Source organism: Comamonas aquatica (genome assembly GCF_018064205.1).
Taxonomy (GTDB): domain Bacteria; phylum Pseudomonadota; class Gammaproteobacteria; order Burkholderiales; family Burkholderiaceae_C; genus Comamonas; species Comamonas aquatica.
The window spans coordinates 3771069-3794246 of record NZ_CP072916.1 but is presented as its reverse complement, the minus strand read 5'-3'; the positions used below and the strand labels follow the sequence as shown (position 1 = coordinate 3794246).

At 63.6% G+C, this 23178-nt stretch carries 23 protein-coding genes and 4 tRNA genes; 10 read left to right on the top strand and 17 right to left on the bottom strand.

Annotation, left to right across the window (positions count from 1 at the left end):
• Positions 1-28: 28 nt before the first annotated feature.
• From KAQ61_RS17850 to KAQ61_RS17830, 5 genes are all read right to left on the bottom strand, one after another.
• A tRNA-Thr gene (locus KAQ61_RS17850) sits at positions 29-103 on the bottom strand.
• A 30-nt stretch (positions 104-133) separates the two neighbouring features.
• Positions 134-207 (bottom strand) — tRNA-Gly (locus KAQ61_RS17845).
• 56 nt (positions 208-263) lie between these two features.
• Positions 264-349, bottom strand: a tRNA-Tyr gene (locus tag KAQ61_RS17840).
• A 68-nt stretch (positions 350-417) separates the two neighbouring features.
• Positions 418-493: transfer RNA gene (locus KAQ61_RS17835), tRNA-Arg, on the bottom strand.
• Positions 494-573: 80 nt separating this feature from the next.
• Positions 574-1218 (bottom strand): TetR family transcriptional regulator, encoded by a 645-nt coding sequence (locus tag KAQ61_RS17830; RefSeq protein ID WP_210930015.1) that lies wholly within the window; start codon positions 1216-1218, stop codon positions 574-576.
• Between the two features lie 201 nt (positions 1219-1419).
• Here KAQ61_RS17830 and KAQ61_RS17825 point away from each other — a divergent pair, with 201 nt between their 5' ends.
• The 4 genes from KAQ61_RS17825 (at position 1420) to KAQ61_RS17810 (ending at position 7922) form a co-directional block, all read left to right on the top strand.
• Positions 1420-2667: an efflux RND transporter periplasmic adaptor subunit gene (locus tag KAQ61_RS17825; protein ID WP_420839416.1), complete on the top strand. Its 1248-nt coding sequence runs from the start codon at positions 1420-1422 to the stop codon at positions 2665-2667.
• A gap of 12 nt (positions 2668-2679) precedes the next feature.
• On the top strand, positions 2680-5841 hold the full coding sequence (locus KAQ61_RS17820) for an efflux RND transporter permease subunit (protein ID WP_210930013.1): 3162 nt from the start codon (positions 2680-2682) through the stop codon (positions 5839-5841).
• Positions 5834-7279, top strand: coding sequence for an efflux transporter outer membrane subunit (locus tag KAQ61_RS17815; protein WP_210930012.1), 1446 nt, complete (start codon positions 5834-5836; stop codon positions 7277-7279). The genes KAQ61_RS17820 and KAQ61_RS17815 overlap by 8 nt, the downstream gene beginning before the upstream one ends.
• Positions 7280-7397: 118 nt before the next feature.
• On the top strand, positions 7398-7922 hold the full coding sequence (locus KAQ61_RS17810) for a c-type cytochrome (protein WP_043387517.1): 525 nt from the start codon (positions 7398-7400) through the stop codon (positions 7920-7922).
• A 43-nt stretch (positions 7923-7965) separates the two neighbouring features.
• Here the strand turns inward: KAQ61_RS17810 and KAQ61_RS17805 are convergent, their stop codons facing one another.
• Positions 7966-8499: a DUF2946 family protein gene (locus KAQ61_RS17805; protein ID WP_210930011.1), complete on the bottom strand. Its 534-nt coding sequence runs from the start codon at positions 8497-8499 to the stop codon at positions 7966-7968.
• Between the two features lie 123 nt (positions 8500-8622).
• Between KAQ61_RS17805 and KAQ61_RS17800 the strand changes: the two genes are divergently transcribed.
• The 3 genes from KAQ61_RS17800 to KAQ61_RS17790 are packed head-to-tail and all read left to right on the top strand — an operon-like array spanning position 8623 to position 10693.
• Positions 8623-9210, top strand: coding sequence for a LemA family protein (locus tag KAQ61_RS17800; protein ID WP_210930010.1), 588 nt, complete (start codon positions 8623-8625; stop codon positions 9208-9210).
• 40 nt (positions 9211-9250) lie between these two features.
• Entirely contained in the window at positions 9251-10144 is an 894-nt protein-coding gene (locus tag KAQ61_RS17795) for a TPM domain-containing protein (protein WP_210930009.1), read from the top strand.
• Between the two features lie 6 nt (positions 10145-10150).
• Positions 10151-10693, top strand: coding sequence for a TPM domain-containing protein (locus tag KAQ61_RS17790; RefSeq protein ID WP_210930008.1), 543 nt, complete (start codon positions 10151-10153; stop codon positions 10691-10693).
• 36 nt (positions 10694-10729) lie between these two features.
• Here KAQ61_RS17790 and KAQ61_RS17785 read toward each other — a convergent pair whose 3' ends face one another.
• From KAQ61_RS17785 to KAQ61_RS17740, 10 genes are all read right to left on the bottom strand, one after another.
• Positions 10730-11383: a DUF1294 domain-containing protein gene (locus KAQ61_RS17785; RefSeq protein ID WP_244982941.1), complete on the bottom strand. Its 654-nt coding sequence runs from the start codon at positions 11381-11383 to the stop codon at positions 10730-10732.
• A gap of 161 nt (positions 11384-11544) precedes the next feature.
• Entirely contained in the window at positions 11545-11961 is a 417-nt protein-coding gene (locus tag KAQ61_RS17780) for a F0F1 ATP synthase subunit epsilon (protein WP_042418847.1), read from the bottom strand.
• A 76-nt stretch (positions 11962-12037) separates the two neighbouring features.
• The gene (gene atpD, locus KAQ61_RS17775) at positions 12038-13447 is read right to left on the bottom strand and encodes a F0F1 ATP synthase subunit beta (protein WP_042418852.1); all 1410 of its coding nucleotides are present in this window, start codon (positions 13445-13447) and stop codon (positions 12038-12040) included.
• 34 nt (positions 13448-13481) lie between these two features.
• The gene (atpG, locus tag KAQ61_RS17770) at positions 13482-14351 is read right to left on the bottom strand and encodes a F0F1 ATP synthase subunit gamma (protein WP_042418857.1); all 870 of its coding nucleotides are present in this window, start codon (positions 14349-14351) and stop codon (positions 13482-13484) included.
• 18 nt (positions 14352-14369) lie between these two features.
• Complete coding sequence (gene atpA / locus KAQ61_RS17765; protein ID WP_210930007.1) at positions 14370-15929, bottom strand: F0F1 ATP synthase subunit alpha; 1560 nt, start codon at positions 15927-15929, stop codon at positions 14370-14372.
• Positions 15930-15972: 43 nt separating this feature from the next.
• Complete coding sequence (locus tag KAQ61_RS17760) at positions 15973-16512, bottom strand: F0F1 ATP synthase subunit delta (protein ID WP_042418863.1); 540 nt, start codon at positions 16510-16512, stop codon at positions 15973-15975.
• A gap of 10 nt (positions 16513-16522) precedes the next feature.
• Entirely contained in the window at positions 16523-16993 is a 471-nt protein-coding gene (locus KAQ61_RS17755; protein WP_042418867.1) for a F0F1 ATP synthase subunit B, read from the bottom strand.
• Between the two features lie 35 nt (positions 16994-17028).
• Positions 17029-17277, bottom strand: coding sequence for a F0F1 ATP synthase subunit C (gene atpE / locus KAQ61_RS17750; RefSeq protein WP_011803767.1), 249 nt, complete (start codon positions 17275-17277; stop codon positions 17029-17031).
• Between the two features lie 46 nt (positions 17278-17323).
• On the bottom strand, positions 17324-18187 hold the full coding sequence (atpB, locus tag KAQ61_RS17745) for a F0F1 ATP synthase subunit A (RefSeq protein WP_043387312.1): 864 nt from the start codon (positions 18185-18187) through the stop codon (positions 17324-17326).
• Positions 18188-18208: 21 nt separating this feature from the next.
• A complete protein-coding gene (locus tag KAQ61_RS17740) occupies positions 18209-18685 on the bottom strand; it encodes an ATP synthase subunit I (protein ID WP_210930006.1) in 477 nt (158 codons plus the stop codon).
• Between the two features lie 281 nt (positions 18686-18966).
• On the opposite strand from KAQ61_RS17740, the gene KAQ61_RS17735 reads away from it, so the two are divergent.
• Genes KAQ61_RS17735 through lipA form a run of 3 tightly spaced genes read left to right on the top strand, consistent with a single transcriptional unit; the run spans position 18967 to position 20967 of the window.
• Positions 18967-19263 (top strand): YbeD family protein, encoded by a 297-nt coding sequence (locus KAQ61_RS17735; protein WP_244982940.1) that lies wholly within the window; start codon positions 18967-18969, stop codon positions 19261-19263.
• Positions 19260-19976 (top strand): lipoyl(octanoyl) transferase LipB, encoded by a 717-nt coding sequence (gene lipB / locus KAQ61_RS17730; protein WP_420839351.1) that lies wholly within the window; start codon positions 19260-19262, stop codon positions 19974-19976. The genes KAQ61_RS17735 and lipB overlap by 4 nt, the downstream gene beginning before the upstream one ends.
• A 10-nt stretch (positions 19977-19986) precedes the next feature.
• Positions 19987-20967: a lipoyl synthase gene (lipA, locus tag KAQ61_RS17725; RefSeq protein WP_043387309.1), complete on the top strand. Its 981-nt coding sequence runs from the start codon at positions 19987-19989 to the stop codon at positions 20965-20967.
• A 400-nt stretch (positions 20968-21367) separates the two neighbouring features.
• Here the strand turns inward: lipA and ptsP are convergent, their stop codons facing one another.
• Entirely contained in the window at positions 21368-23134 is a 1767-nt protein-coding gene (gene ptsP / locus KAQ61_RS17720) for a phosphoenolpyruvate--protein phosphotransferase (RefSeq protein ID WP_210930004.1), read from the bottom strand.
• Positions 23135-23178: the final 44 nt, after the last annotated feature.

Below are 23178 nucleotides of genomic sequence, written 5' to 3'. Positions count from 1 at the left end.
AACCATCTGACACAGAAGCACCACTAATTGGTGCCCATGGGCAGGATCGAACTGCCGACCTCTCCCTTACCAAGGGAGTGCTCTACCACTGAGCCACATGGGCATAAGTCTGCACAAGCAAACTTATGAATCTTGGAGCGGGAGACGGGAATCGAACCCGCGTCATTAGCTTGGAAGGCTAGGGTTCTACCATTGAACTACTCCCGCAAACCTGGGTTTGCGCGCATCGCCAAGCGATGCTTAAATCTCTTCACCTTGAAAGGTGGTGGAGGGAGCTGGATTCGAACCAGCGTAGGCGTAAGCCAACAGATTTACAGTCTGCCCCCTTTAGCCACTCGGGCATCCCTCCGAAGAGATTTAGATTGTAGCAGATTTTTTTATCGCAAAAATATTTTTAGGTATTTTCTTGAGCTTGTTTGGCGCGGCTGGCGGGGATCGAACCCACGACCCTTGGCTTCGGAGGCCAATACTCTATCCACTGAGCTACAGCCGCTAACGACACCCGCTACACGCGAACCACCAAAAAATCTGCAGCCCGCATTCTAACCCGCACTTTTGCGCCGCTTCAGGGAATCACGCAATTTCTTTTTGCAAATCGAACCCCAACCCCTTCAAGTACAGCGCAACAGCCAGCATCCCCTCCGCCTCCAGATCAAAAGATTGCCCATCCCGCAGCAACCAGAAATGCAGCACACCATCAAAGATAGCCTGTAACCCCCGCGCCGCATTTTGACCAGACACAGGCAAGCACACACCTTCTTGCTGAGCTGCCAACACCAACGCCTGCTCTATCTGCAGCGCAAACCGAAGTGCACCCTCTATGCGCCGCTGGCGCACATCCAAGAGCTCACCCACACACTCAACCTTGTACAAAGCAATATCAAATACGCGCCGAGTTGCCGTGTCAGTACTCACAGACCTGAACACCATGCGCAGAACACCCAGGATCTCGGGCAGCACCGCACCGTGCTGCATGAACTTGGCTTGGCCAGCCTCCCACGCCTGCTCGAACGGCAAAGTTGTCCTTTGCATCAAGGCATCAAAAAGATCTACCTTGTCCTTGAAGTGCCAATAAATGGCACCTCGCGTCAAGCCTGCAGCTTGCGCCACCTCCGACAACGAGGCACCCGCCACCCCCTTGGCAAAAAACACCTCCGCGGCAGCATCCAGCAACTTGTTGCGCGTTGCCTCCGCATCCTCTTTGGTACGACGAGCCACAAATCGCCCCTTTCAAGCAAAAATCATCACCGCATCACCCCCAACATCAGCAAGGTAGCGATGACTTGTCGTTAATTATACATTCGCGTATGTATGTATAATTTCCAGACTAACCCGGCCTTTACACTTTGTGCAGAGGCCTATTCTTGTTCTGATCTGTCCCATCCAACCGTACGGCTGCCCACTCTCCCTTCCATGAGGATGTCCATGAACCGCTTCCCCCCTCCTTTTGCACTCCGCCGTCCGATGATTGGCGCATTGGCTTTGGCATCTCTCCTGGCATTGACAGCCTGTGGCAAGGGCGACCAGCCAGCCGGCCATGCAGGCGGTGAAGCGCCCGCTCCCCAAGTGGGCGTGGTGGTCGCCCAGCCCGCGGACGTGGCCTTGGTCACTGAACTGCCGGGCCGCGTCGAGGCCTCGCGCACCGCCGAAGTCCGTGCTCGCGCCTCCGGCATCCTGCTCAAGCGCCTGTTCCGCGAAGGCAGCGACGTCAAGGCCGGTCAGCCTCTGTTCGAAATCGATGCCGCGCCCTACCGCGCCACGCTGCAAAGCGCGCAGGCTGCGGTGGCCCGCGCCGAAGCCACGGTGGCCCAGGCCAAAGCCCTGACCGAACGCTACAAGCCCCTGGTGGAAGCCAATGCCATCAGCAAACAGGACTACACCACGGCCGTGGCCGCCCAGAAACAGGCCGAAGCCGACCTGGCATCGGCCAAGGCCGCCGTGGAAACCGCCCGTATCAACCTGGGCTATGCCTCGGTGACAGCCCCCATCTCGGGCCGCATCGGCCGCGCCCTGGTGACCGAAGGTGCGCTGGTAGGCCAGGGTGAAGTCACCCAACTGGCCACCATCCAGCAGATCCATCCCGTCTATGTGAACTTCACGCAGTCGGCCTCGGACGTCATGCGCCTGCGCCGCGCCATGGAAGCCGGCCAGCTCAAGAAGGTCAGCGGCCAGGATGCGGCCAGCGTGCGCATCGTGCTGGACGACGGCACGGAATACGGCCAGACCGGCAAGCTGCTGTTCTCGGACCTGACGGTGGACGCCACCTCGGGCCAGATCACGCTGCGCGCCGAAGTGCCCAACCCCGGCGGCCAGTTGCTGCCCGGCCTCTACGTGCGTGTGCGCCTGGAGCAGGCCCAGGCAGCCGATGCCATCCTCGTGCCCCAGCAGGCCGTGACCCGCAGCGACCAGGGCGACAGCGTCATGGTGGTCGATGCCGAAGGCAAGGTTGCTCCACGCAAGGTGCGCATCGGTTCGGCCAAGGGTACGAACTGGGTGGTGCTTGAAGGCCTGAAGCAAGGCGAGCAGGTGATGGTCGACGGCTTCCAGAAGCTGCGCGGCGCGCCCAAGGTCCAACCCGTGCCATGGCAGCCCGACGCCGCCAAGGACAACGGTGCCCAGCCCGCCGCCGCGCCTGCGGCCGAAGCGGCCAAGGCAGACAACAAGTAAGGAGCGCCGCAGATGGCCAAGTTCTTTATCGACAGACCCATCTTTGCATGGGTCATCACCATCTTCCTGATGGTGATCGGGGCGGTGTCCATCACCAAGCTGCCCGTCGCCCAGTACCCCGCCGTGGCGCCGCCGACCATCCAGGTTTCAGTGGCCTACCCCGGCGCCACCGCCCAGACGCTGGAAGACAGTGTGCTCGCCGTCATTGAGCGTGAGATGAACGGCGCCACAGGGCTGGCCTATGTGGAAACCACCAGCCAGGCCAACGGCACAGGCACGGTGGTGCTGAGCTTCGAGCCAGGCACCAATTCCGACCTGGCCCAGGTGGACGTGCAAAACCGCCTGTCGCGCGCCACCCCGCGCCTGCCGGCCGCGGTGACGCAGCAGGGCGTGCGTGTGGAGCAGTCGCGCTCCAACTTCCTGCTGTTCTCGATGATCACCACCGAGAACCCGAACTTCAGCCTGGACGCCCTGAACGACTACGCCGCACGCAACATCGTGCCCGAGCTGCAGCGCGTCACGGGCGTAGGTTCGGTCACGCAGTTCGGCGCCGAGCGCGCCATGCGCGTCTGGGTCGATCCGACCAAGCTCAAGGGCTTCAAGCTGTCCATCGACCAGGTCAGCGCCGCTATCAAGGCCCAGAACGCCCAGGTGTCCGCCGGCAACCTCGGTGACCTGCCTGCCGTCAGCGACCAGCCCATCGCCGCCACCATCGTCGTGCGCGGCCAGCTGAGCACGCCCGAGCAGTTCGGCAACATCGTGCTGCGCGCCAACACCGACGGTTCGTCGGTGCGCCTCAAGGACGTGGCCCGCATCGAGCTGGGCTCGCAAAGCTACAGCACCTCGGCCCGCCTGAACGGCAAGTCGGCCGTGGGCCTGGGCGTGCAGCTCACGCCCTCGGCCAACGCCCTGGCCACGGCCACGGCTGTGAAGGGCAAGCTCGCCGAGCTGCAGAAGTTCTTCCCCGAAGGCGTGTCCTTCTCCGTGCCCTACGACACCTCGACCTTCATCTCGGTCTCGATCGAGAAGGTGGTCCACACCCTGCTGGAAGCCGTGGTGCTGGTGTTCCTGGTGATGTACCTGTTCCTGCAGAACATCCGCTACACCCTGATCCCGACCATCGTGGTGCCCGTGGCCCTGCTGGGCACGTTCGCCGCGCTGTTCGCCATGGGCTTCTCGATCAACGTGCTCACCATGTTCGGCATGGTGCTGGTGATCGGTATCGTGGTGGACGACGCCATCGTGGTGGTGGAGAACGTTGAGCGCATCATGGCCGAAGAGGGGCTGCCGCCCCTGGAGGCCACACGCAAGGCCATGAGCCAGATCTCGGGCGCCGTGATCGGCGTGACCGTGGTGCTGATCTCGGTGTTCGTGCCGCTGGCCTTCTTTGCAGGCTCCACCGGCAACATCTACCGCCAGTTTGCGGCCACCATGGCCACGTCCATTGCCTTCTCGGCCTTCCTGGCGCTGTCGCTCACCCCGGCCCTGTGCGCCACCCTGCTCAAGCCGGTCGATCCTGACCACCACAGCGAAAAGAAGGGTTTCTTTGGCTGGTTCAACCGCCGCTTCAAGAGCGCCACGCACAGCTATGAAGGCGCGATGGGCTCCCTGGTGCGCCGCGGCGGCCGCATGATGGTCATCTACCTGGTGCTGGTGGCGGCCGTGGGCTATGTGTTCACCCGCCTGCCCACCTCCTTCCTGCCCAACGAAGACCAGGGCTACATCATCACCAACGTGCAGCTGCCGCCTGGTGCCGCCGAGGCACGCACCAGCGAAGCCCTCAAGCGCGTCGAGGAATACATGCTGGCCCAGCCCGAGGTGAAGAACATCGTGACGGTGTCGGGCTTCTCGTTCTCCGGCCAGGGCCAGAACGCCGGCCTGGCCTTCGTGATCCTGAAGGACTGGAGCGAGCGTGCGGGGGCCGAGCACTCGGCCAGCGCCGTGGCGGGCCGCGCCTACATGGCGCTGAGCCAGGTGCGCGACGCCTTCATCTTCGCGCTCAGCCCTCCGCCCATCCCGGAACTGGGTACGGGCACCGGCTTCAACTTCCGTCTGCAGGACCGTGGCGCCAAGGGCCACGATGCCCTGATGGCCGCGCGCAACCAGTTGCTGGGCATGGCCTCGCAAAGCAAGATCCTGGCAGGCGTGCGCCCCGACGGCATGGAAGACGCGCCCCAGATGCAGCTGGAGATCGACCGCGACAAGGCCAGCGCCCTGGGCGTGGGCTTTGACAGCATCAACTCCGCCCTGTCCACCTCGCTGGGCTCCTCCTACGTGAACGACTTCCCCAACCAGGGCCGTCTGCAGCGGGTGGTGGTCCAGGCCGATGCCAAGGCGCGCATGCAGCCCGAGTCCATCCTGGACCTGCCCGTGCTCAACAACCAGGGCCAGGTGGTGCCGCTGTCGGCCTTTGCCTCCACGCGCTGGATCACCGGCCCGATGCAGACCGTGCGCTACAACGGCTATTCCTCGATGAAGCTGGCAGGCGATGCCGCACCAGGCTATTCGACCGGGGATGCCATGGCCGAGATGGAACGCCTGGCCGCCCAGTTGCCCGAAGGCTTCGGCTTCGAGTGGACCGGTCTGTCGCGCGAGGAAAAGCTCGCCGGCGACCAGGCCATGGTGCTCTACGCCTTCTCGCTGCTGGCCGTGTTCCTGTGCCTGGCCGCGCTGTACGAAAGCTGGTCCATCCCCTTCTCGGTGATGCTGGTGGTGCCGCTGGGCGTGCTCGGCGTGTTGCTGGCCACACTGACCCGGGGCATGGCCAACGACGTGTACTTCCAGATCGGTCTGGTGACCATCATCGGCCTCTCGGCCAAGAACGCCATCCTGATCGTGGAATTCGCCAAGGACCTGCAGGCCCAGGGCAAGAGCGTGATCGAAGCGGCGCTGGAAGCGGCACACCTGCGGTTCCGCCCCATCATCATGACCTCGCTGGCGTTCACCTTGGGTGTGGTGCCCCTGTTCATCGCCTCGGGCGCCAGCTCGGCCAGCCAGCGTGCCATCGGCACCGGCGTGATCGGCGGCATGATCACCGGCACCGTGCTGGCCGTGGTCTTCGTGCCCGTGTTCTTTGTGCTGGTGCGCAGCTTCTTCAAGGGCAGCGAACGACAACGGAAGATATATGCCGCGCACGCGCAAGCCGCCGGCATTGAGGAGAGCAAGCATGAGTAAGACCCCGAGCCTTCGCCTGTCGGTGCTGGCCACCGCCGCGCTGCTGGCCGGCTGCTCGCTGGTGCCCAAGTACGAGCGCCCGGCAGCCCCTGTGCCCACGGCCTTCCCCACGGTCTCCGGTGCCACGGCACCGGCCGCCGCCGAAGGCCAGGCCAGTGCGCCCGTGCCCTGGGAGCAGTTCTTCACCGACGCCCGCCTGCAGCGTCTGGTGCGTCTGGCGCTGGAGAACAACCGCGACCTGCGGGTGGCCGTGCTGAATCTGGAACAGGCCCGCGCCCAGTTCCAGATCCGGCGCGCTGACCAGTTCCCCACGGTGAACGCGGCGGCCAATGCCAGCCGTGGCAACAGCCAGATCACGGGCGACATCGTCAACAACTTCCAGGTGGGCCTGGCGGTCTCGGCCTGGGAGCTGGACTTCTTTGGCCGCATCGCCAGCCTCAAGGAACAGGCCCTGGCCCAGTACCTGGCCAGCGACGAGGGCCGCAAGGCCACCGAGCTGAGCCTGGTGGCCAGCGTGGCCAACGGCTGGCTGACCCTGCTGGCCGACGAGGAGCTGCTGGACATCTCGCGCCGCACCCTGGCCACGCGCGAGGAGTCCATCAAACTGGCCAAATTGCGTTTCGACAACGGCGTGGCCTCGGAACTGGACTACCGCCAGGCCCAGTCGCTGACCGAAGCCGCACGCGCCACCTATGCGCAGCAGATTCGCCAGCGCAGCCAGGACGAGAATGCCCTGGCCCTGCTGCTGGGCCAGCCCCTGCCGGACGACCTGCGCGCCGGCCTGAAGGGGGCCAAGCTGGCTGATGCGGCTGCCATGACCAGCCTGCCAGCGGGCCTGCCGTCCGACCTGCTGGTGCGCCGCCCCGACCTGCGCCAGGCCGAGCAGCAACTGATCGGCGCCAACGCCAACATCGGCGCAGCGCGTGCGGCCTTCTTCCCGCGCATCGCCCTGACCTCCCAGGCCGGCACGGTGAGCAACGAGCTCTCGGGCCTGTTCAAAAGCGGCAGCTGGGGCTTTTCCATCGCACCTTCGCTGACCCTGCCCATCTTCGACGCCGGCCGCAACCAGGCAAACCTCGAAGTGGCCCAGGCCAGCCGCGGCATCGCCCTTGCCCAGTACGAAAAGGCCATCCAGACCGCCTTCCGCGAAGTCTCGGATGCCCTGGCCGGCGAAGCCACGCTGGGCGAGCAGGCGCGGGCCCAACAAGCCCAGATCGAGGCCGAGCAGGCGCGCCTGCGCCTGTCCGAACTGCGCTACAGCAACGGTGTCGCCAGCTACCTGGACCTGCTGGACGCCCAGCGTTCGCTGTTCACGGTGGAGCAAAGTGCAGTGCAGGTGCGTCTGGCCCAGCTGCAGAACCAGGTCGCCCTGTACAAAGCCCTGGGTGGCGGCTGGTCCGAAGCCAGCCTTGGCAAGCAGGAAACCACCAATCGTTGAGGTGCGTCAACTCTGTACCACAGCGGCCGCCAAACGGCCGCTGGGGGACTGGGGCAAAAAAACCCCATCGATATAATCCGCCGTTGGTTTTTCCCCGCCCCGATAACCAGAGGACGCCATGAGCGACAAGCACCACGAAGAAGCCCATACCGGCCCCATCAAGAACCCCAAGCAGTTGCTGATCACGGTACTGCTTGCCTTCATCCTGCCCGTGATCCTGATCATTGGTCTGGTCACCTTCGTGGGCTCGGCGCCCAAGACCGGTGCCGGCGTGGGCATGCAGGAGCTGGCCCAGGCACAGCGCCTGCAAAAGGTGGGCTCCGTGGAGATTCGTGATGCCAACCGCCCCCTGCGCGGTGGCGAGGATGTGTACAAGGGCCAATGTGCCGCCTGCCACGCCACCGGCGTTTCGGGCGCGCCCAAGTTTGGCGCTGCGGGCGACTGGGGTCCCCGTCTGGCCCAAGGCTTTGACGCCCTGGTGCACTCGGCCCTCAAGGGCAAGGGTGCCATGGCCCCCCAGGGTGGTGGCGACTTCAACGACCTGGAAATCGCCCGTGGCGTGGCCTTCATGGCCAATGCAGCCGGCGGCAACTTCCCAGAGCCTCAGCCTGCCGCCCAGGAAGGCGACGCCGCAGCGAAGTAATCGCCAGCGTGCTCCAACAGAAAGGACCCCCAGGGTCCTTTTTTCATGCCTGCGCTGCGGCCCGCTGCGGGCTGCGCACGAACTGGAAGCGCTGCGGCAGCGCGTCCCAGGCCAGGGGCTGGGGGTGCCAGTGCCCCTGCTCCACCACGTCGGCCACATGCACCATGTCCTGCGAGTGCACCACGCCCAGCACCCCGGCACAGCGCAGGTAGACACGGCCTTCGTCATCCATCCAGCAGTCCTGCACCTGCGCCTGGGGCACGCCCGTGTGCGAACAGACGCCGCCCTGCGCATCCACGCGCCAGACCATGGGCGTGTGCTCCAGCTCCACGTACACCCGCTGCGGGCCGTTCTGGAAAAACCATTGGCCTTGTGCGTCGGCCTCGTAATTGCGCCCGATGAAAGCCAGCAGCTTCTCGTGCTCCACCAGGGTCCCCTTGCTGTGTGGAAATGGGCCCTGCGCCTGCACCCCCGCATCCCGCAGCCACCACTGGCCGCGGGCATCCAGGCCCAGCCAGCCGTGCACATGCGGCACATTCGGCCATTTGATCAACGCCTGCTTCACGATCTCATCCATGCTGTCGGTCCTTTGCGCGCTGCCACTTGGCGGCGCCTAACGGTTGCCCGCATTTTGCCTACAAACCCGGGGCATGGTCGGCCACCACAATGGCGCCAGGAATTCCTCTGAAGGGACATGTGCATGAAACGTCTGCTCGCCATCCTGCTGATCGCCACCTCGCTGTCGGGCTGCGGCTACAACGATTTTCAGCGCCTGGACGAAGACACCAAGGCCAAGTGGAGCGAGGTGCTGAACCAGTACCAGCGGCGCGCGGACCTGGTGCCCAACATCGTCGCCTCGGTCAAGGGCGAGGCCAACTTCGAGCGCGACACCCTGACCCAGGTGATCGAAGCCCGCTCCAAGGCCACCGCCATCCAGGCCACCCCCGAGCTGATCAACGACCCCGCCGCTTTTCAGCAGTTCCAGCAGGCCCAGGGGCAGCTGGGCAGCGCCCTGTCGCGCCTGATGGTGGTAGCCGAGCAATACCCGCAGCTGCAGGCCAACCAGGCCTTCCGCGACCTGCGCGTGACACTGGAAGGCACGGAAAACCGCATCAACGTGGCCCGCAATGCCTACATCCAGTCTGTCCAGGCCTACAACGTGCTGGCGCGCAGCTTTCCCACCAACCTGACGGGCAAGCTGTTTGGCTACCAGCCCAAACCCAGCTTCACGGTGGCCAACGAGGCCGAGATTGCCCGCCCGCCGAGCGTCGACTTTGGCAGCAAGTAAGGCCGGCGCGCCCCTGCACCGGCCCGTTGAGGAAGCAAATATGGCTGTATCGCGCATGTGGCAAGCGCTGCTAGCTATCGTTCTGAGTGCATGCTGGCTGCCCGGCTGGGCACATGACGTGCTGCCCGTGCCCGCACTCACCGCCGCGCTGATCGATCAGACCCACACCCTGTCGGTCGAAGAATCCCGGGCGATCGAGCAACGGCTGCGCAGCATCGAAGCCAAGTCGGGCTCACAGGTGGTGGTGCTGATGGTGCCAACGACCGCCCCCGAAGACATCGCCCCCTTCGCCTACCGCGTGGCCAGCAGCTGGAAGATCGGCCGCAAGCACGTGGGCGACGGCCTGTTGATCGTGGTCGCCAAGGACGACCGGCGCATGCGCATCGAGGTGGCCCGCGCCCTGGAGAGCGCCATCCCCGACCTGGCCGCCGCGCGCATCATCGACCAGCAGATGGCCCCGCAATTCCGCCAGGGGCACTATGCCGCCGGCATCCTGGCGGCCCTGGACCAGATAGCCGCGCGCATCGCCGGTGAGGCCTTGCCGGCACCGCAGCCGCCCACCGCCGCCCGTGACCGGGTGGACCTGGAGAGCCTGGCCATTTTTCTTTTTTTCGGGGTGATGGTCATCGGCCCACTGCTGCGCCGCCTGCTGGGCAACAAGCGGGGCGCGCTGCTGGTGGGCGGGGGTGCCGGGGTGCTGGCCTACGCGGTCACCACCAGCCTGTGGCTGGCCGGGGGCGCCGGGGTGCTGGCCGCCCTGGTGACCTTGCTGGCGAATGGCCCACGCGGTGGGGGCGGCCCGCCACTGGGGGGTGGCTGGAATGCGGCCGGCCGGGGAGGCTGGCGCGGCGGGGGCAACGGGGGTTGGGGCGGCGGCTTTCGCTCTGGCGGGGGCGGCAGCTTTGGGGGCGGTGGCGCTTCCGGGAATTGGTGACGCGCCATGGCCCGCCTGCTGCAACGCCTGTACCGACTGTGGCACCACCGCTGGGTGGAGGGCCAGGTGCGCGAGACCTTCCCCGACGACGTGCTACAGCGCCTGGAGCGGGCCGTCGCTGCCAGCGAGCGCCTGCACACCGGCCAGCTGCGCCTGTGTGTGGAAGGCGGACTGCCCTACAGCTACATCTGGCGCCACGCCAGTGCCCGCGACCGGGCCGTCGGGCTGTTTGGCAAGCTGCGCGTGTGGGACACCGAGCACAACAATGGCGTGCTCATCTACCTGCTGCTGGCAGAGCACGCCATCGAGATCGTGGCCGATCGCGCCATGACCCGTGCGGTGCCGCAACTCACCTGGGATGCCATCGTGCGCGACATGCAACAGTCTTTTCAGCAGGCCGCCTACGCGCAGGGGTTGGAGCAGGCGCTGGAACTGGTGTCCGAATTGCTGGTGGCGCACTTCCCGCGCAGCCCCGCAGACCGCACCGACGCCGCAGACAACCTGCCGGATGCCCCGGTGGTCCAGGGCCGTTTCACCAAGGATGTCTAGCCCACGGCCGGGCGCGGCTGGAAAGAATTTTTCACGCTAGAGGGTCCAGCGCGCCAGCCACTCACGCCCTGCGGGCGACTGCAGCCCCACGAACACCACCACATTGCCCAGCACGGTCAGCCAGAAGCGTCCGCGGAAATCGGCTTTGCGGCTTTTGTGGCGCAACCACTGCTGCGCCACAATGGCGCCCGGCCAGCCCCCGAGCAAGGCCAGGGCATGCAGGGTGGATTCCGGCGTGCGCCAGTGCCCCGCCTGGGCTGCCCGCTTGTCCTGCCAGTAGGCGCAGAACGTGACCAGGCTGAGCACCGCGTACCCGGGCAACACCCAGCGCGGCACGCCCCAGACCGCGGCGGAGCCGGCCCACACCAGCGCAAACGCCAGGATCGCCACATAGCCGCAGCCCCCACTCGCCCGCGCACCGCTGGACACCCGGCCCGCCGTGCGCTGGGGACCGCCTGCGTGTGGGCGCACGGCAGGCCGCCATGTCACCTGCTGCGCCCGTGGCTTGCCACCTTCCATGCCCACGGCAAATTCCAGGCGCGACCCCACCTGCGGACGGGACGGGGGTTGGGGCCGTGGCTGCCAGGCGCTGATGTGCACGAACACGCGCGCACCACCCTGGTCCGGCTGGATGAAGCCAAAGCCGCGGTCATCGTTCCACTCCACCAGACTGCCGTGATAGCGCAGCATCAACATCTTTCAAAAACCGGAGCTGCCAGCGCTTGATCAGCAACGCTTTCAGCATATTTATCGATGCAAAGCCTTGTACATCTAGCGCCAAGTGCTTTGTTTTTGAGAACAGGCATAAAGAAAGCCACCTTGCGGTGGCTTTCTTTGCAGAGACCGGTCGATCAGCGCTTGCCGCGGTACTTGCGCAGCGCGGCCATCTGTGCCGCCAGCACAGCCAGCTCGGACTGGGCCTTGGCCATGTCGACGTCATTCTTGGCGTTCTTCATGGCTTCCTCGGCGGCCGCCTTGGCCTGGGAGGCCTTTTGCTCGTCCAGATCCTTGCCACGGATGGCGGTGTCGGACAGCACGGTCACGCAGTGGGGTTGCACTTCCAAAATGCCACCGGCGACGAAGATGAATTCTTCGCTGCCATTGGGCAATTCGATGCGCACGGAACCGGGTTTGATGCGGGAGATCAGCGGCGTGTGCTTGGGCAAGATACCCAGCTCGCCCGCTTCACCAGGCAGTGCGACAAAGCGCGCTGGACCGGAGAAGAGGGATTCCTCGGCACTGACCACATCAACGTGGATGGTGTTCATCTTTGCTCCTGAGAAAAGGTGGGACTGGGCTTGTTGCGACGTGCCACCGGGGCGGGCGCCCCGGTTTCACGACAGCTTAAGCAGCCAGCTTCTTGGCCTTTTCGAAGGCTTCGTCGATGGTACCGACCATGTAGAAAGCCTGCTCGGGCAGATGGTCGCACTCACCGGCGCAGATCATCTTGAAACCACGGATGGTTTCGGCCAGAGGCACGTACTTGCCAGGGGCGCCGGTGAACACTTCAGCCACGTGGAAAGGCTGCGACAGGAAACGCTGGATTTTACGAGCACGGGCCACGACCAGCTTGTCTTCAGGCGCCAGTTCGTCCATGCCCAGAATCGCGATGATGTCGCGCAGTTCCTTGTAGCGCTGCAGGGTGCCCTGCACTTCGCGGGCCACCTTGTAGTGCTCTTCACCCACCACTTGGGGGTCCAGCTGGCGGCTGGTGGAGTCCAGAGGATCCACGGCAGGGTAGATACCCAGCGAAGCGATGTCACGCGACAGCACCACGGTGGAGTCCAAGTGGGCGAAGGTCGTCGCAGGCGAAGGGTCAGTCAAGTCGTCCGCAGGCACGTACACGGCCTGGATCGAAGTGATGGAGCCCACCTTGGTCGAGGTGATACGCTCTTGCAGACGGCCCATTTCTTCGGCCAGCGTAGGCTGGTAGCCCACAGCGGAAGGCATACGGCCCAGCAGCGCGGACACTTCGGTACCGGCCAGGGTGTAACGGTAGATGTTGTCCACGAAGAACAGCACGTCCTTGCCTTCGTCACGGAACGACTCGGCCATGGTCAGGCCGGTCAGCGCCACGCGCAGACGGTTTCCTGGAGGCTCGTTCATCTGGCCGTAAACCATCGCCACCTTGGACTCGCCCAGGTTCTCCTGGTTCACCACGCCGGCGTCCGACATTTCGTGATAGAAGTCGTTGCCTTCACGGGTACGTTCACCCACACCAGCGAACACCGACAGACCGCTGTGGGCCTTGGCGATGTTGTTGATGAGTTCCATCATGTTCACGGTCTTGCCCACACCGGCGCCACCGAACAGACCCACCTTGCCGCCCTTGGCGAAAGGGCAGACCAAGTCGATCACCTTGATGCCGGTTTCCAGCAGCTCCTGCGAAGGCGACAGTTCGTCGTACGCAGGGGCCTTGCGGTGGATGGCGGCCGTCAGGGTCTGGTCCACGGGACCACGTTCGTCGATGGGGTTGCCCAGCACGTCCATGATGCGACCCAGGGTCGCCTTGCCCACGGGCACGGTGATGGCGGAACCGGTGTTGGTCACCATCAGGCCACGCTTCAGGCCGTCGGAAGAACCCAGCGCAATGGTACGGACGATGCCGTCGCCCAGCTGCTGCTGCACTTCCAGGGTCAGGGCCGAGCCTTCCAGCTTCAGCGCGTCGTACACCTTGGGCATCTGGTCACGTGGGAACTCCACGTCCACCACGGCGCCGATACATTGAACAATCTTGCCTTGTACTTGAGCCATTCTTTGCTCCAATCTGTTTGTCTGTTAAAGCCGTTTACACAGCGGCAGCGCCTGCGACGATTTCCGACAGTTCGGTCGTAATCGCGGCCTGACGCGTCTTGTTGTAGACCAGCTTCAACTCGCTGATGACGTTGCCAGCGTTGTCGGTTGCGGCCTTCATGGCCACCATGCGCGCCGATTGCTCGGACGCCATGTTTTCCGCCACTGCCTGGTACACGAGGGACTCCACGTAACGCACCAGCAGATCGTCAATGACGGTCTGGGCATCAGGTTCGTAGATGTACTCCCACGATGCACCCGTCTTCTCGGCTTGCATTTGCTCGTTCGACAGTGGGAGCAGTTGCTCCACCACCGACTCTTGCTTCATGGTGTTGATGAACTTGGTGTAGCTCAGGTACACCGCGCTCAGCTTGCCTTCAGCGTATTGGTCCAACAACACCTTGACAGGCCCGATGAGCTTGTCGAGGTGGGGCTGATCGCCCAGTGCTGTGGCTTGAGAGACCACCTTGGCACCAATACGGCTCAGGAAAGCCAGTCCCTTGCTGCCAATCGCCACGGCCTCCGCCGAAGTGCCCGCATCTTGCAGTTCACGCAACTTGGTCGTGACGACACGCAACACATTGGTGTTCATGCCGCCGCACAAGCCCTTGTCGGTCGTCACCACAATGATGCCGGCCTTCTTCGCATCAGCATGCACTTGCATGAAGGGATGCTGATACTCAGGATGTGCTTCGCCAAGATGAGCTGCAATATTGCGGACTTTTTCGCTGTATGGACGGGCAGCCAGCATCCGTTCCTGCGCCTTGCGCATTTTGGATGCAGCCACCATTTCCATGGCTTTGGTGATCTTCTTGGTGTTTTCCACCGATTTGATCTTGCCGCGTATTTCCTTGCCTGCTGCCATGATGGCTCCTCGTCCGGTTTAAGCGAACGACTTCTTGAACGCAGCGATGGCAGCGGTCAATTCAGCTTCGTCCTTGCCTTCCTTGTCGAAAGCGCGGGTGGCGTTCAGGCGGTCCAGCAGGGCGCCGTGGCTGGTCTTGAGGAACTGGTGCAGACCGGCTTCGAAGGGCAGCACTTGCTTGACTTCGATGTCGTCCATGTAGCCCTTGTTCACGGCGAACAGCGTCGCGCCCATCAGCGCTGTGTTCAGCGGCGAGTACTGGGCCTGCTTCAACAGTTCGGTCACGCGGGCACCACGATCCAGCTGCTTGCGGGTTGCGTCATCCAGATCGGAAGCGAACTGCGCGAACGCAGCCAGTTCACGGTACTGCGCCAAGTCGGTACGGATACCGCCGGACAGGCCCTTAACCAGCTTGGTCTGGGCAGCACCACCCACGCGGGACACCGAGATACCGGCGTTGATCGCAGGACGGATACCAGCGTTGAACAGGCTGGTTTCCAGGAAGATCTGGCCGTCGGTAATCGAAATCACGTTCGTAGGCACGAAGGCAGAGACGTCGCCAGCCTGTGTTTCGATGATGGGCAGCGCAGTCAACGAACCGGTCTTGCCCTTGACAGCGCCCTTGGTGAAGGCTTCGACGTAGTCGGCGTTCACGCGAGCGGCACGCTCCAGCAGACGGCTGTGGAGATAGAACACGTCGCCGGGGAAAGCTTCACGTCCTGGAGGACGACGCAGCAGCAGCGAAACCTGGCGGTAGGCCACAGCTTGCTTGGACAGGTCGTCATACACAATCAGGGCATCTTCACCGCGGTCGCGGAAGTATTCGCCCATCGTGCAGCCGGAGTAAGCCGACACGTACTGCATCGCAGCAGATTCGGAGGCCGTTGCAGCCACGACGATGGTGTATTCCATCGCGCCAGCTTGCTCCAGCGCGCGCACCACGTTCTTGACGGACGAGGCCTTTTGACCGATCGCCACGTAGATACAGGTAACGCCTTGACCCTTTTGGTTGATGATGGCGTCGATCGCAACAGCGGTCTTGCCAGTCTGGCGGTCACCAATGATCAGCTCGCGCTGACCACGGCCCACGGGCACCATGGAGTCGATGGACTTGATACCGGTTTGCAGAGGCTGATCCACGGATTGACGTGCGATCACACCAGGCGCAACCTTTTCGATCACGTCGGTCATCTTGGCATTGATGGGACCCTTGCCGTCGATAGGCTGGCCCAGCGCATTCACCACGCGGCCGATCAGTTCGGGACCCACGGGAACTTCCAAGATACGGCCAGTGCACTTCACAGTGTCACCTTCGGCGATGTGGGTGTACTCACCCAAGATCACCGCACCGACGGAATCACGCTCCAGATTCAGCGCCAAGCCATACGAAGGCTGGCCATCGGCGGAAGCGGGGAATTCCAACATTTCGCCTTGCATCACGTCCGACAAGCCGTGCACGCGCACGATACCGTCCGTCACCGACACCACGGTGCCTTGGTTACGGATATCGGCAGTTGCTTCCAGCCCTTCGATGCGGCTCTTGATCAATTCAGAAATTTCTGCGGGATTGAGTTGCATGACTCTTTCCTTCTTTCTTTGGTTAGCCGAGACCTCAATCCGCTTACGCAGTGAGGGCCGCTTTCATTTGTTCCAGACGAGCCTTGACGGAGGTGTCCAACACCTCGTCGCCCACCACCACGCGAACGCCACCGATCAAAGATGCATCGATCTGGACGGACAGGTTCAGCTTGCGGCCGAAGCGCTTTTGCAGCGCATCGCTGATGTCGTTCAGAGCTGCATCCTCTACGGGGAAAGCGCTGTAAACGATAGCGTCGGACGAGCCATTGAGGCGGTTCACGATGGCACGGAACTGCACAGCCACTTCAGGCAGTGCGTCCAGGCGACCGTTTTCAATGATGACGCGCAGGAAATTGCGAGCGGCATCGGGCAAAGCCGAACGGGCCACGCCAGTGATGACGCCGAGCACTTGCTCGACCGTCACCTTGGGGCTGTCGGCCAGTTGACGCAATTGCGGATCAGCGGCAATCGCCGCCAATTCCTCCACCCAAGCGACAGTGCCGTTCAAGTCAGCTCCGCTGGCGGAGCTGGCCTTGAACAAGGCTTCAGCGTAAGGGCGGGCAATGGTGGCGAGTTCTGCCATTTTGCTTTCCTTACAGCTCTGTCTTCAGGCGGTTCAGCAGATCAGCGTGAACGCCGGCATTCACTTCCTTGCGGAGGATCTGCTCGGCGCCCTTCACGGCCAGTGCAGCGACTTGCTCACGCAGTGCTTCACGGGCTGCAACGGCTTGCTGCTCAGCTTCGGCGCGGGCAGCAGCAACAATCTTGTTGCCTTCTTCTGTCGCGCGGACCTTGGCCTCTTCAATGATGGCCTGGGCGCGGCGATCGGCGTCCGCAAGCCGCGATGCTGTCTCGTTGCGCGTCTGGCTCAGTTCCTGCTCAACGCGCTTGTTGGCAGCGCTGAGCTCGGTCTTGGCCTTGTCGGCAGCAGCGAGGCCATCGGCGATTTTCTGGGCTCGCTCATCCAACGCCTTCGCAATCGGGGGCCACACGAACTTCATCGTGAACAGCACCAAGATCAGGAAGACGATGCACTGAACGAACAGGGTCGCGTTAATACTCACGGCAACACCTTTCTTTCTAGGGCGTTGATCGGAGCTTAGGCCAGGACGAAGGGGTTGGCGAAAGCGAACAGCAGGGCGATAGCAACACCGATCAGGAAAGCGGCGTCGATCAGACCAGCCAAGATGAACATCTTGGTTTGCAGTTCGTTGATCAGCTCAGGCTGACGGGCCGAGGATTCCAGGAACTTACCGCCCATCAGTGCGATACCGATCGAAGCGCCGATAGCGCCCAGACCAACGATCAGACCACAAGCCAGAGCGACGAGACCGAGAATGTTTTCCATGATGACTCCTAGGGATTAAAGGAAAGTTGAAGTTGAAAGGGAAAGGTCAGTGGGCTTCATGCGCCTGGCCGAGGTAAATCAGCGTCAGCATCATGAAAATGAAGGCCTGCAGGGTGATGATCAGAATGTGGAAGATCGCCCAGATAGAGCCCGCAATGATGTGCCCCACAGGGAGCAACACACCAGAGAGCGACATGGCAGCCGCGCCGCCCATCAGGGCAATCAGGCAGAACACCAACTCACCAGCGTACATATTGCCGAACAGTCGCATACCGTGCGAAACCGTCTTGGCAACATATTCAATGATCTGCATCAGCAGATTAACCACGCCCAGGATCAGGGCGAAAACGGGATTCTTCGACGTACCGAAGGGCGCGGTCACCAGTTCGTGCGCCCAGCCGCCAGCACCCTTGATCTTGACGCTGTAGAAGAAGCACAGCAGCAGTACGCCCGTCGACAGACCCAGAGTGGTCGACAGGTCGGCCGTGGGCACCACGCGCAGATAAGCGTGCGAATCACCCTGAGCGGTCTGCCACAGCACGGGCAACAGGTCCACGGGCAGCAAGTCCATGGCATTCATCAGGAAGATCCAGACGAACACGGTCAGCGCCAGAGGGGCGATGAACTTGCGCGATTCAGCATTGTGGATGTTGGCCTTGGCCTGGGTGTCGACCATTTCCACCAGCATTTCAACCGCAGCCTGGAAACGGCCGGGCACGCCAGCCGTGGCTTTGCGGGCCGCCAGCCAGAGCACGAAAAGGCCGATCACACCGCAAATCAGGCTGACCGCGACGGAGTCGAGATTCACCACCGAGAAATCGATGATGGAGTTTTGCTTGATATTTTGCAGATGCTGCAAGTGGTGAACAATGTATTCACTTGCGGTTGGAGCGTGCGCGTCGGCTGCCATCGGTGAACTCTTCTCTCAATATCAATCGGTTTTTCGGACACTGGCCCGTCCTGTCACCAGAACCAGCCAATACGTTTTCATCGTTACCACCATCCCTGCCAGCAACGCCAGCCAATGCAGGTTTGGCACCAAGACAGGGGCTGCGGCCAACATGGCGATGCACAGCACCAGCTTGACAAATTCCCAGGCAAAAAGCCTTGCAATCGCACTCGACGCATACCCTGCACGCCCGCTGTTGCGGGCCACGCCACGGGCAAACAGCGCCGCAGGCACCACGATCGCCAGTGCGCCATAAGCGGCCGACCAGCCGGCCTCGCGACCTGCCACCAGCGCTGCCACCACGGCGCACAGCGCGCCCACCACCACCTGGGCGGCAAGCACACGCCACATGGACATCCGGGGCTGTCGCTGTCGCCACGCCTGCGCTTCTTCGGGCGTCAGGGGCTTGATTTGCGGCTCTTCGTCCTCAAATTCCGTTTCGTGGGCTTGGTGTTTCATGTTGTCAGATGCGCCAGCGCTCAAACCGGAATTTTCACAAAGCCTCTGATTATACGTAGAAACCCGTTTTGCAAGCGCCACCTGCAGCAGGTTGCGGGGGTTTTCCCGGACAATTCCCGCAGCTTATGTCGTCGTGCGGCAACAAGACATCGGGTTTACACCGTTGTAAAAGCACGTAAGTTGCCTTGCAAGACACCTAAACCCGCACCCACGACCAGCGGCGCAACCATAGCGCACAATGGTCTTCGCACCAAGCAAAACCCTTTGCTCCATTTTTCATCATGACCATGTCCGATACATCCGCTAGCACCGATTCCCGCAAGGACTCGCTGATCGAGTATCCAAGCCTGTTTCCCATCAAGGTGATGGGCCTGCACGCGGAAGACTTTGTGCACGCGATCACGCGCGTGGCCCTGCAGTTCGACCCTTACTTCGACGCCAGCACCATCGAGCAGCGTCCCAGCAGCGGCGGCAAGTACCTCGGTATCACCATCACCGTGACCGCCACCAGCCGCGAGCAACTCGACGACCTGTACCGCGCCCTGACCAGCCACCCCCTGGTCAAGGTGGTGCTTTGAGCCAGGTGGCACCGCACGCCATCGACGCGCGCCTGCTAGGCCGCGTGGACTATGCGGCCTGCAACCAGGCGATGCAGGACTTCACCGCCCACCGCGACGAGCACACGGTCGACGCACTGTGGTTGTGTGAGCACGCCCCCACATTCACCCAAGGCCTGGCCGGCAAGGCCGAGCATGTGCTGGTGCCCGGTGGCATTCCCGTCGTGGCCACCAACCGCGGTGGCCAAGTGACTTACCACGGCCCCGGCCAGGTGGTGGCGTATCCGTTGCTGGATTTGCAGCGCCGAGGTTACTTCGTCAAGGAATACGTCTACCGCCTGGAAGAGGCCGTGATCCGCACCCTGGCGCACTTTGGCGTCACCGGCCACCGCGTGGAAGGCGCTCCCGGCATCTATGTGCGCCTGGACGATCCCTTCAGCCACGCCATGCTGGCACAGCGCCCGCAGCGGCGCGCGCCCGGCAGCCCTGCGCCCCAGCCGGACTTCACCGGGTTGGGCAAGATTGCCGCGCTGGGCATCAAGGTCAGCCGCCATTGCACCTACCATGGCGTGGCCCTGAACGTGGCCATGGACCTGGAGCCCTACCACCGCATCAACCCTTGCGGCTACGCAGGCATGGCGACCGTCGACCTTTCTACAATCGGCATCCAGACAACCTGGAACGAGGTGGCGCAAGTGTTCGGCAGCCAGCTGATCACCCGCCTCGCGCCCTGAGACCACCATCATGAGCAGCAACGAAGTCGTGCGCGAAGCACAGTCCGCCGAGAACTACAACCCGCTGGCCAAGCAGAAGGCGGCCGCCAAGCTGTCGCGCATCCCCATCAAGGTCGAACAGGGCGAAGTCCTGAAGAAGCCCGAGTGGATCCGCGTCAAGGCGGGCAGCCCCACCACGCGCTTCTACGAGATCAAGGACATCCTGCGCGAGCAGAAGCTGCACACGGTGTGCGAGGAAGCCAGCTGCCCCAACATCGGTGAATGCTTTGGCAAGGGCACGGCCACCTTCATGATCATGGGCGACAAGTGCACGCGCCGCTGCCCGTTCTGCGACGTGGGCCACGGCCGCCCCGACCCGCTGGACGTGGACGAACCGCGCAAGCTGGCCGAGACCATCGCCCGCCTGCGCCTGAAGTACGTGGTGATCACCAGCGTGGACCGCGACGACCTGCGCGACGGTGGCTCGGGCCACTTCGTGGAGTGCATCCAGCAAACCCGTGCGCTGTCTCCCACCACCCAGATCGAAATCCTGGTGCCCGACTTCCGCGGCCGCGATGACCGCGCGCTGGAAATCCTGAAGGCCGCGCCACCCGATGTGATGAACCACAACCTGGAAACCATCCCGCGCCTGTACAAGGAAGCGCGTCCAGGCTCGGACTACCAGTTCTCGCTGAACCTGCTCAAGAAGTTCAAGGCCCTGCACCCGAATGTGCCGACCAAGAGCGGGCTGATGGTGGGCCTGGGCGAGACGGACGAGGAAATCCTGGAAGTGATGCGCGACATGCGCGCCCACGACATCGAGATGCTGACCATCGGCCAGTACCTGGCGCCCACCAACAGCCACCTGCCCGTGCGCCGCTACGTGCACCCCGACACCTTCAAGATGTTCGAGGCAGAGGCCTACAAGATGGGCTTCAGCCACGCCGCCGTCGGCGCCATGGTGCGCTCCAGCTACCACGCCGACCAGCAGGCGCACGCCGCGGGCGTCTGAGCCCGCACCGCGCACAAAAAAAGCAACCCGCGGGTTGCTTTTTTTTATAGCGCTTGGCGCTCTAGGAGTGCTGACTTCAGCAGCAAAACATTTCGAAAACAAGCAGCAACGCGCGCTGGCTGCTCCTGTTTCATGATCTACATTCACCGTGCGAAAAGATGCGTGGCTAACCGGGCAGTCCGCTGGCTGGCAAAAAACGACGCACAGGCTTGACAGGCCTGTTTGTCGCCCCACGATGAAACCTGAAAGGGCCGGTTCTTGGCATCCCCCACCAGAAGACGTGCTTCCAAGAACCTAGTGCTACGCATCATAGCACTGAATGAGAATTAATCTCAATTAAATTGCAACAATACGCAACCCGCTTTGCGACGGAATGGCGCGCGCGCCCCGGTTTCCCGTGTTACTGCGTCACTTCCAGCAGTGCCGCCGGACTTTCGGCCGCCAGTACCGTCTGCGCCCAGGGCTGCAGCTTGCGCGTGTCGGCGCGCAGCACTTCCTGCTTCACGCTCAGGATCTGCGCCGGGTGCATCGAGAAGCTGCGCAGGCCCAGGCCCAGCAGCAGGCGCGTCATGCCCGCATCGCCCGCCATCTCGCCGCACACGCAGACCTGCTTGCCCATGTCGTTGGCTGTCTGGATGACCTGGGCCACCAGGTGCAGCACGGCCGGGTGCAGGGGGTCGTACAAATGCGCCACGGCCTCGTCGGCGCGGTCGATGGCCAGCGTGTACTGGATCAGGTCGTTGGTGCCGATGGAGACGAAATCAAAATGCTGCAGCAGGCTGCGCACCATGATGGCGGCGGCGGGAATCTCGATCATCGCGCCCAGCTGCACCGGCCCCTGGGCCACGCCCCGCGCGTCCAGCTCGGACTGGGCCAGCTTGACCTGCTGCACGATGCTGTGCACCTCGTGCTGGTGCGACACCATGGGAAACAGCAGCTGCACCGGGCCCAGCGCCGCGGCGCGCAAGATGGCGCGCAGCTGGGTGCGAAACATCGCGGGCTCGGCCAGGCTCCAGCGGATGGCGCGCAGTCCCAGCGCAGGGTTCAGCGAGATGTCGCGGCTGACTTTGTCCAGCGGCTTGTCCGCCCCCACATCGATGGTGCGGATCGTCACCGGCAGGCCCTGCATGCCCTGCACGGCAGCCTTGTAGGCCTCGAACTGCTCCTCCTCGCCGGGCAGCTTGCCTTCGCGCCCCATGAACAGGAATTCGCTGCGGAACAGCCCCACGCCGGCGGCCCCGGCATGCACGGCCGCGCCGGCATCGCCGGGCTGCTCGATGTTCGCCAACAGCTCCACCTTCTGGCCATCCAGCGTGATCGCCGGGGTGTGGCGCAGGCGCGCCAGTCGCTCGCGCTCCAGCACGTCCTGGCGCTGGCGGAAGCGGTACTCCTCCAGGATGATGGGCGAGGGGTCCACCAGCACCACGCCGGCATTGCCGTCGATCACCACCCAGTCATCCTGGCGGATCAGCTGGCTGGCGGCGCGCGCGCCCACCACGGCGGGAATGTCCATGCTGCGCGCGACGATCGCGGTGTGGCTGGTCTTGCCACCGACAGCCGTCACAAAACCGGCAAACACGCTGCGCTTGAACTGCAGCATGTCGGCGGGCGACAGGTCCTGCGCCACCAGCACCAGGGGCGCGTCGGCCAGCCCCTCCAGCATGGGCTGCGAGCCATCCTGCGCCGGCGCGGGCGGTAGGGGCGGGGCCGCCACGGGGCTGGTGGCCTGGCCACGCATCTGCCGCAGGACGCGGTCGGCCACCTGCTCCAGGTCGGTCTTGCGCTCGCGCAGGTAGGGGTCCTCCATCTCGTCGAACTGGCGCGAGATCTGCTCCAGCTGCGTCATCAGCGCCCACTCGGCGTTGTACAGCCGCTCGGCCACCCAGTGGCGCACGCCCGCCGCCAGCACCTCGTCCTGCAGCAGCATCAGGTGCACTTCCAACAGGGCGGCCAGCTCGCCCGGCGCATCATCGGGCAGGTCGCTGACCAGGCGTTGCAGCTCGTCGACCACGGCCGCGCGGGCCTTGCGGGCGCGGTCCAGCTCCGCCTCGACCTGGTTCGCGTCGATGAAGTAGTGCCGCACCTCAACCCGGCTGGCGGCCACCACCACCGCCCGCCCAATCGCAATGCCGCGCGAAACGGCCAGCCCATGGATGGCAAATGTCATGCCTTGATCCTTTTCAACGATGCTCTTGCTGGGCACCGACGGTG

Excerpts from the sequence above, each read along its gene's own strand:
- KAQ61_RS17825 (WP_420839416.1), top strand. The coding sequence starts at position 1,420 with ATGTCCATGAACCGCTTCCCCCCTCCTTTTGCACTCCGCCGTCCGATG.
- KAQ61_RS17820 (WP_210930013.1), top strand. The coding sequence starts at position 2,680 with ATGGCCAAGTTCTTTATCGACAGACCCATCTTTGCATGGGTCATCACC.
- KAQ61_RS17815 (WP_210930012.1), top strand. The coding sequence starts at position 5,834 with ATGAGTAAGACCCCGAGCCTTCGCCTGTCGGTGCTGGCCACCGCCGCG.
- KAQ61_RS17810 (WP_043387517.1), top strand. The coding sequence starts at position 7,398 with ATGAGCGACAAGCACCACGAAGAAGCCCATACCGGCCCCATCAAGAAC.
- KAQ61_RS17805 (WP_210930011.1), bottom strand. The coding sequence starts at position 8,499 with ATGGATGAGATCGTGAAGCAGGCGTTGATCAAATGGCCGAATGTGCCG.
- KAQ61_RS17800 (WP_210930010.1), top strand. The coding sequence starts at position 8,623 with ATGAAACGTCTGCTCGCCATCCTGCTGATCGCCACCTCGCTGTCGGGC.
- KAQ61_RS17795 (WP_210930009.1), top strand. The coding sequence starts at position 9,251 with ATGGCTGTATCGCGCATGTGGCAAGCGCTGCTAGCTATCGTTCTGAGT.
- KAQ61_RS17790 (WP_210930008.1), top strand. The coding sequence starts at position 10,151 with ATGGCCCGCCTGCTGCAACGCCTGTACCGACTGTGGCACCACCGCTGG.
- KAQ61_RS17785 (WP_244982941.1), bottom strand. The coding sequence starts at position 11,383 with ATGCTGCGCTATCACGGCAGTCTGGTGGAGTGGAACGATGACCGCGGC.
- KAQ61_RS17780 (WP_042418847.1), bottom strand. The coding sequence starts at position 11,961 with ATGAACACCATCCACGTTGATGTGGTCAGTGCCGAGGAATCCCTCTTC.
- atpD (WP_042418852.1), bottom strand. The coding sequence starts at position 13,447 with ATGGCTCAAGTACAAGGCAAGATTGTTCAATGTATCGGCGCCGTGGTG.
- atpG (WP_042418857.1), bottom strand. The coding sequence starts at position 14,351 with ATGGCAGCAGGCAAGGAAATACGCGGCAAGATCAAATCGGTGGAAAAC.
- atpA (WP_210930007.1), bottom strand. The coding sequence starts at position 15,929 with ATGCAACTCAATCCCGCAGAAATTTCTGAATTGATCAAGAGCCGCATC.
- KAQ61_RS17760 (WP_042418863.1), bottom strand. The coding sequence starts at position 16,512 with ATGGCAGAACTCGCCACCATTGCCCGCCCTTACGCTGAAGCCTTGTTC.
- atpE (WP_011803767.1), bottom strand. The coding sequence starts at position 17,277 with ATGGAAAACATTCTCGGTCTCGTCGCTCTGGCTTGTGGTCTGATCGTT.
- atpB (WP_043387312.1), bottom strand. The coding sequence starts at position 18,187 with ATGGCAGCCGACGCGCACGCTCCAACCGCAAGTGAATACATTGTTCAC.
- KAQ61_RS17740 (WP_210930006.1), bottom strand. The coding sequence starts at position 18,685 with ATGAAACACCAAGCCCACGAAACGGAATTTGAGGACGAAGAGCCGCAA.
- KAQ61_RS17735 (WP_244982940.1), top strand. The coding sequence starts at position 18,967 with ATGACCATGTCCGATACATCCGCTAGCACCGATTCCCGCAAGGACTCG.
- lipA (WP_043387309.1), top strand. The coding sequence starts at position 19,987 with ATGAGCAGCAACGAAGTCGTGCGCGAAGCACAGTCCGCCGAGAACTAC.
- ptsP (WP_210930004.1), bottom strand. The coding sequence starts at position 23,134 with ATGACATTTGCCATCCATGGGCTGGCCGTTTCGCGCGGCATTGCGATT.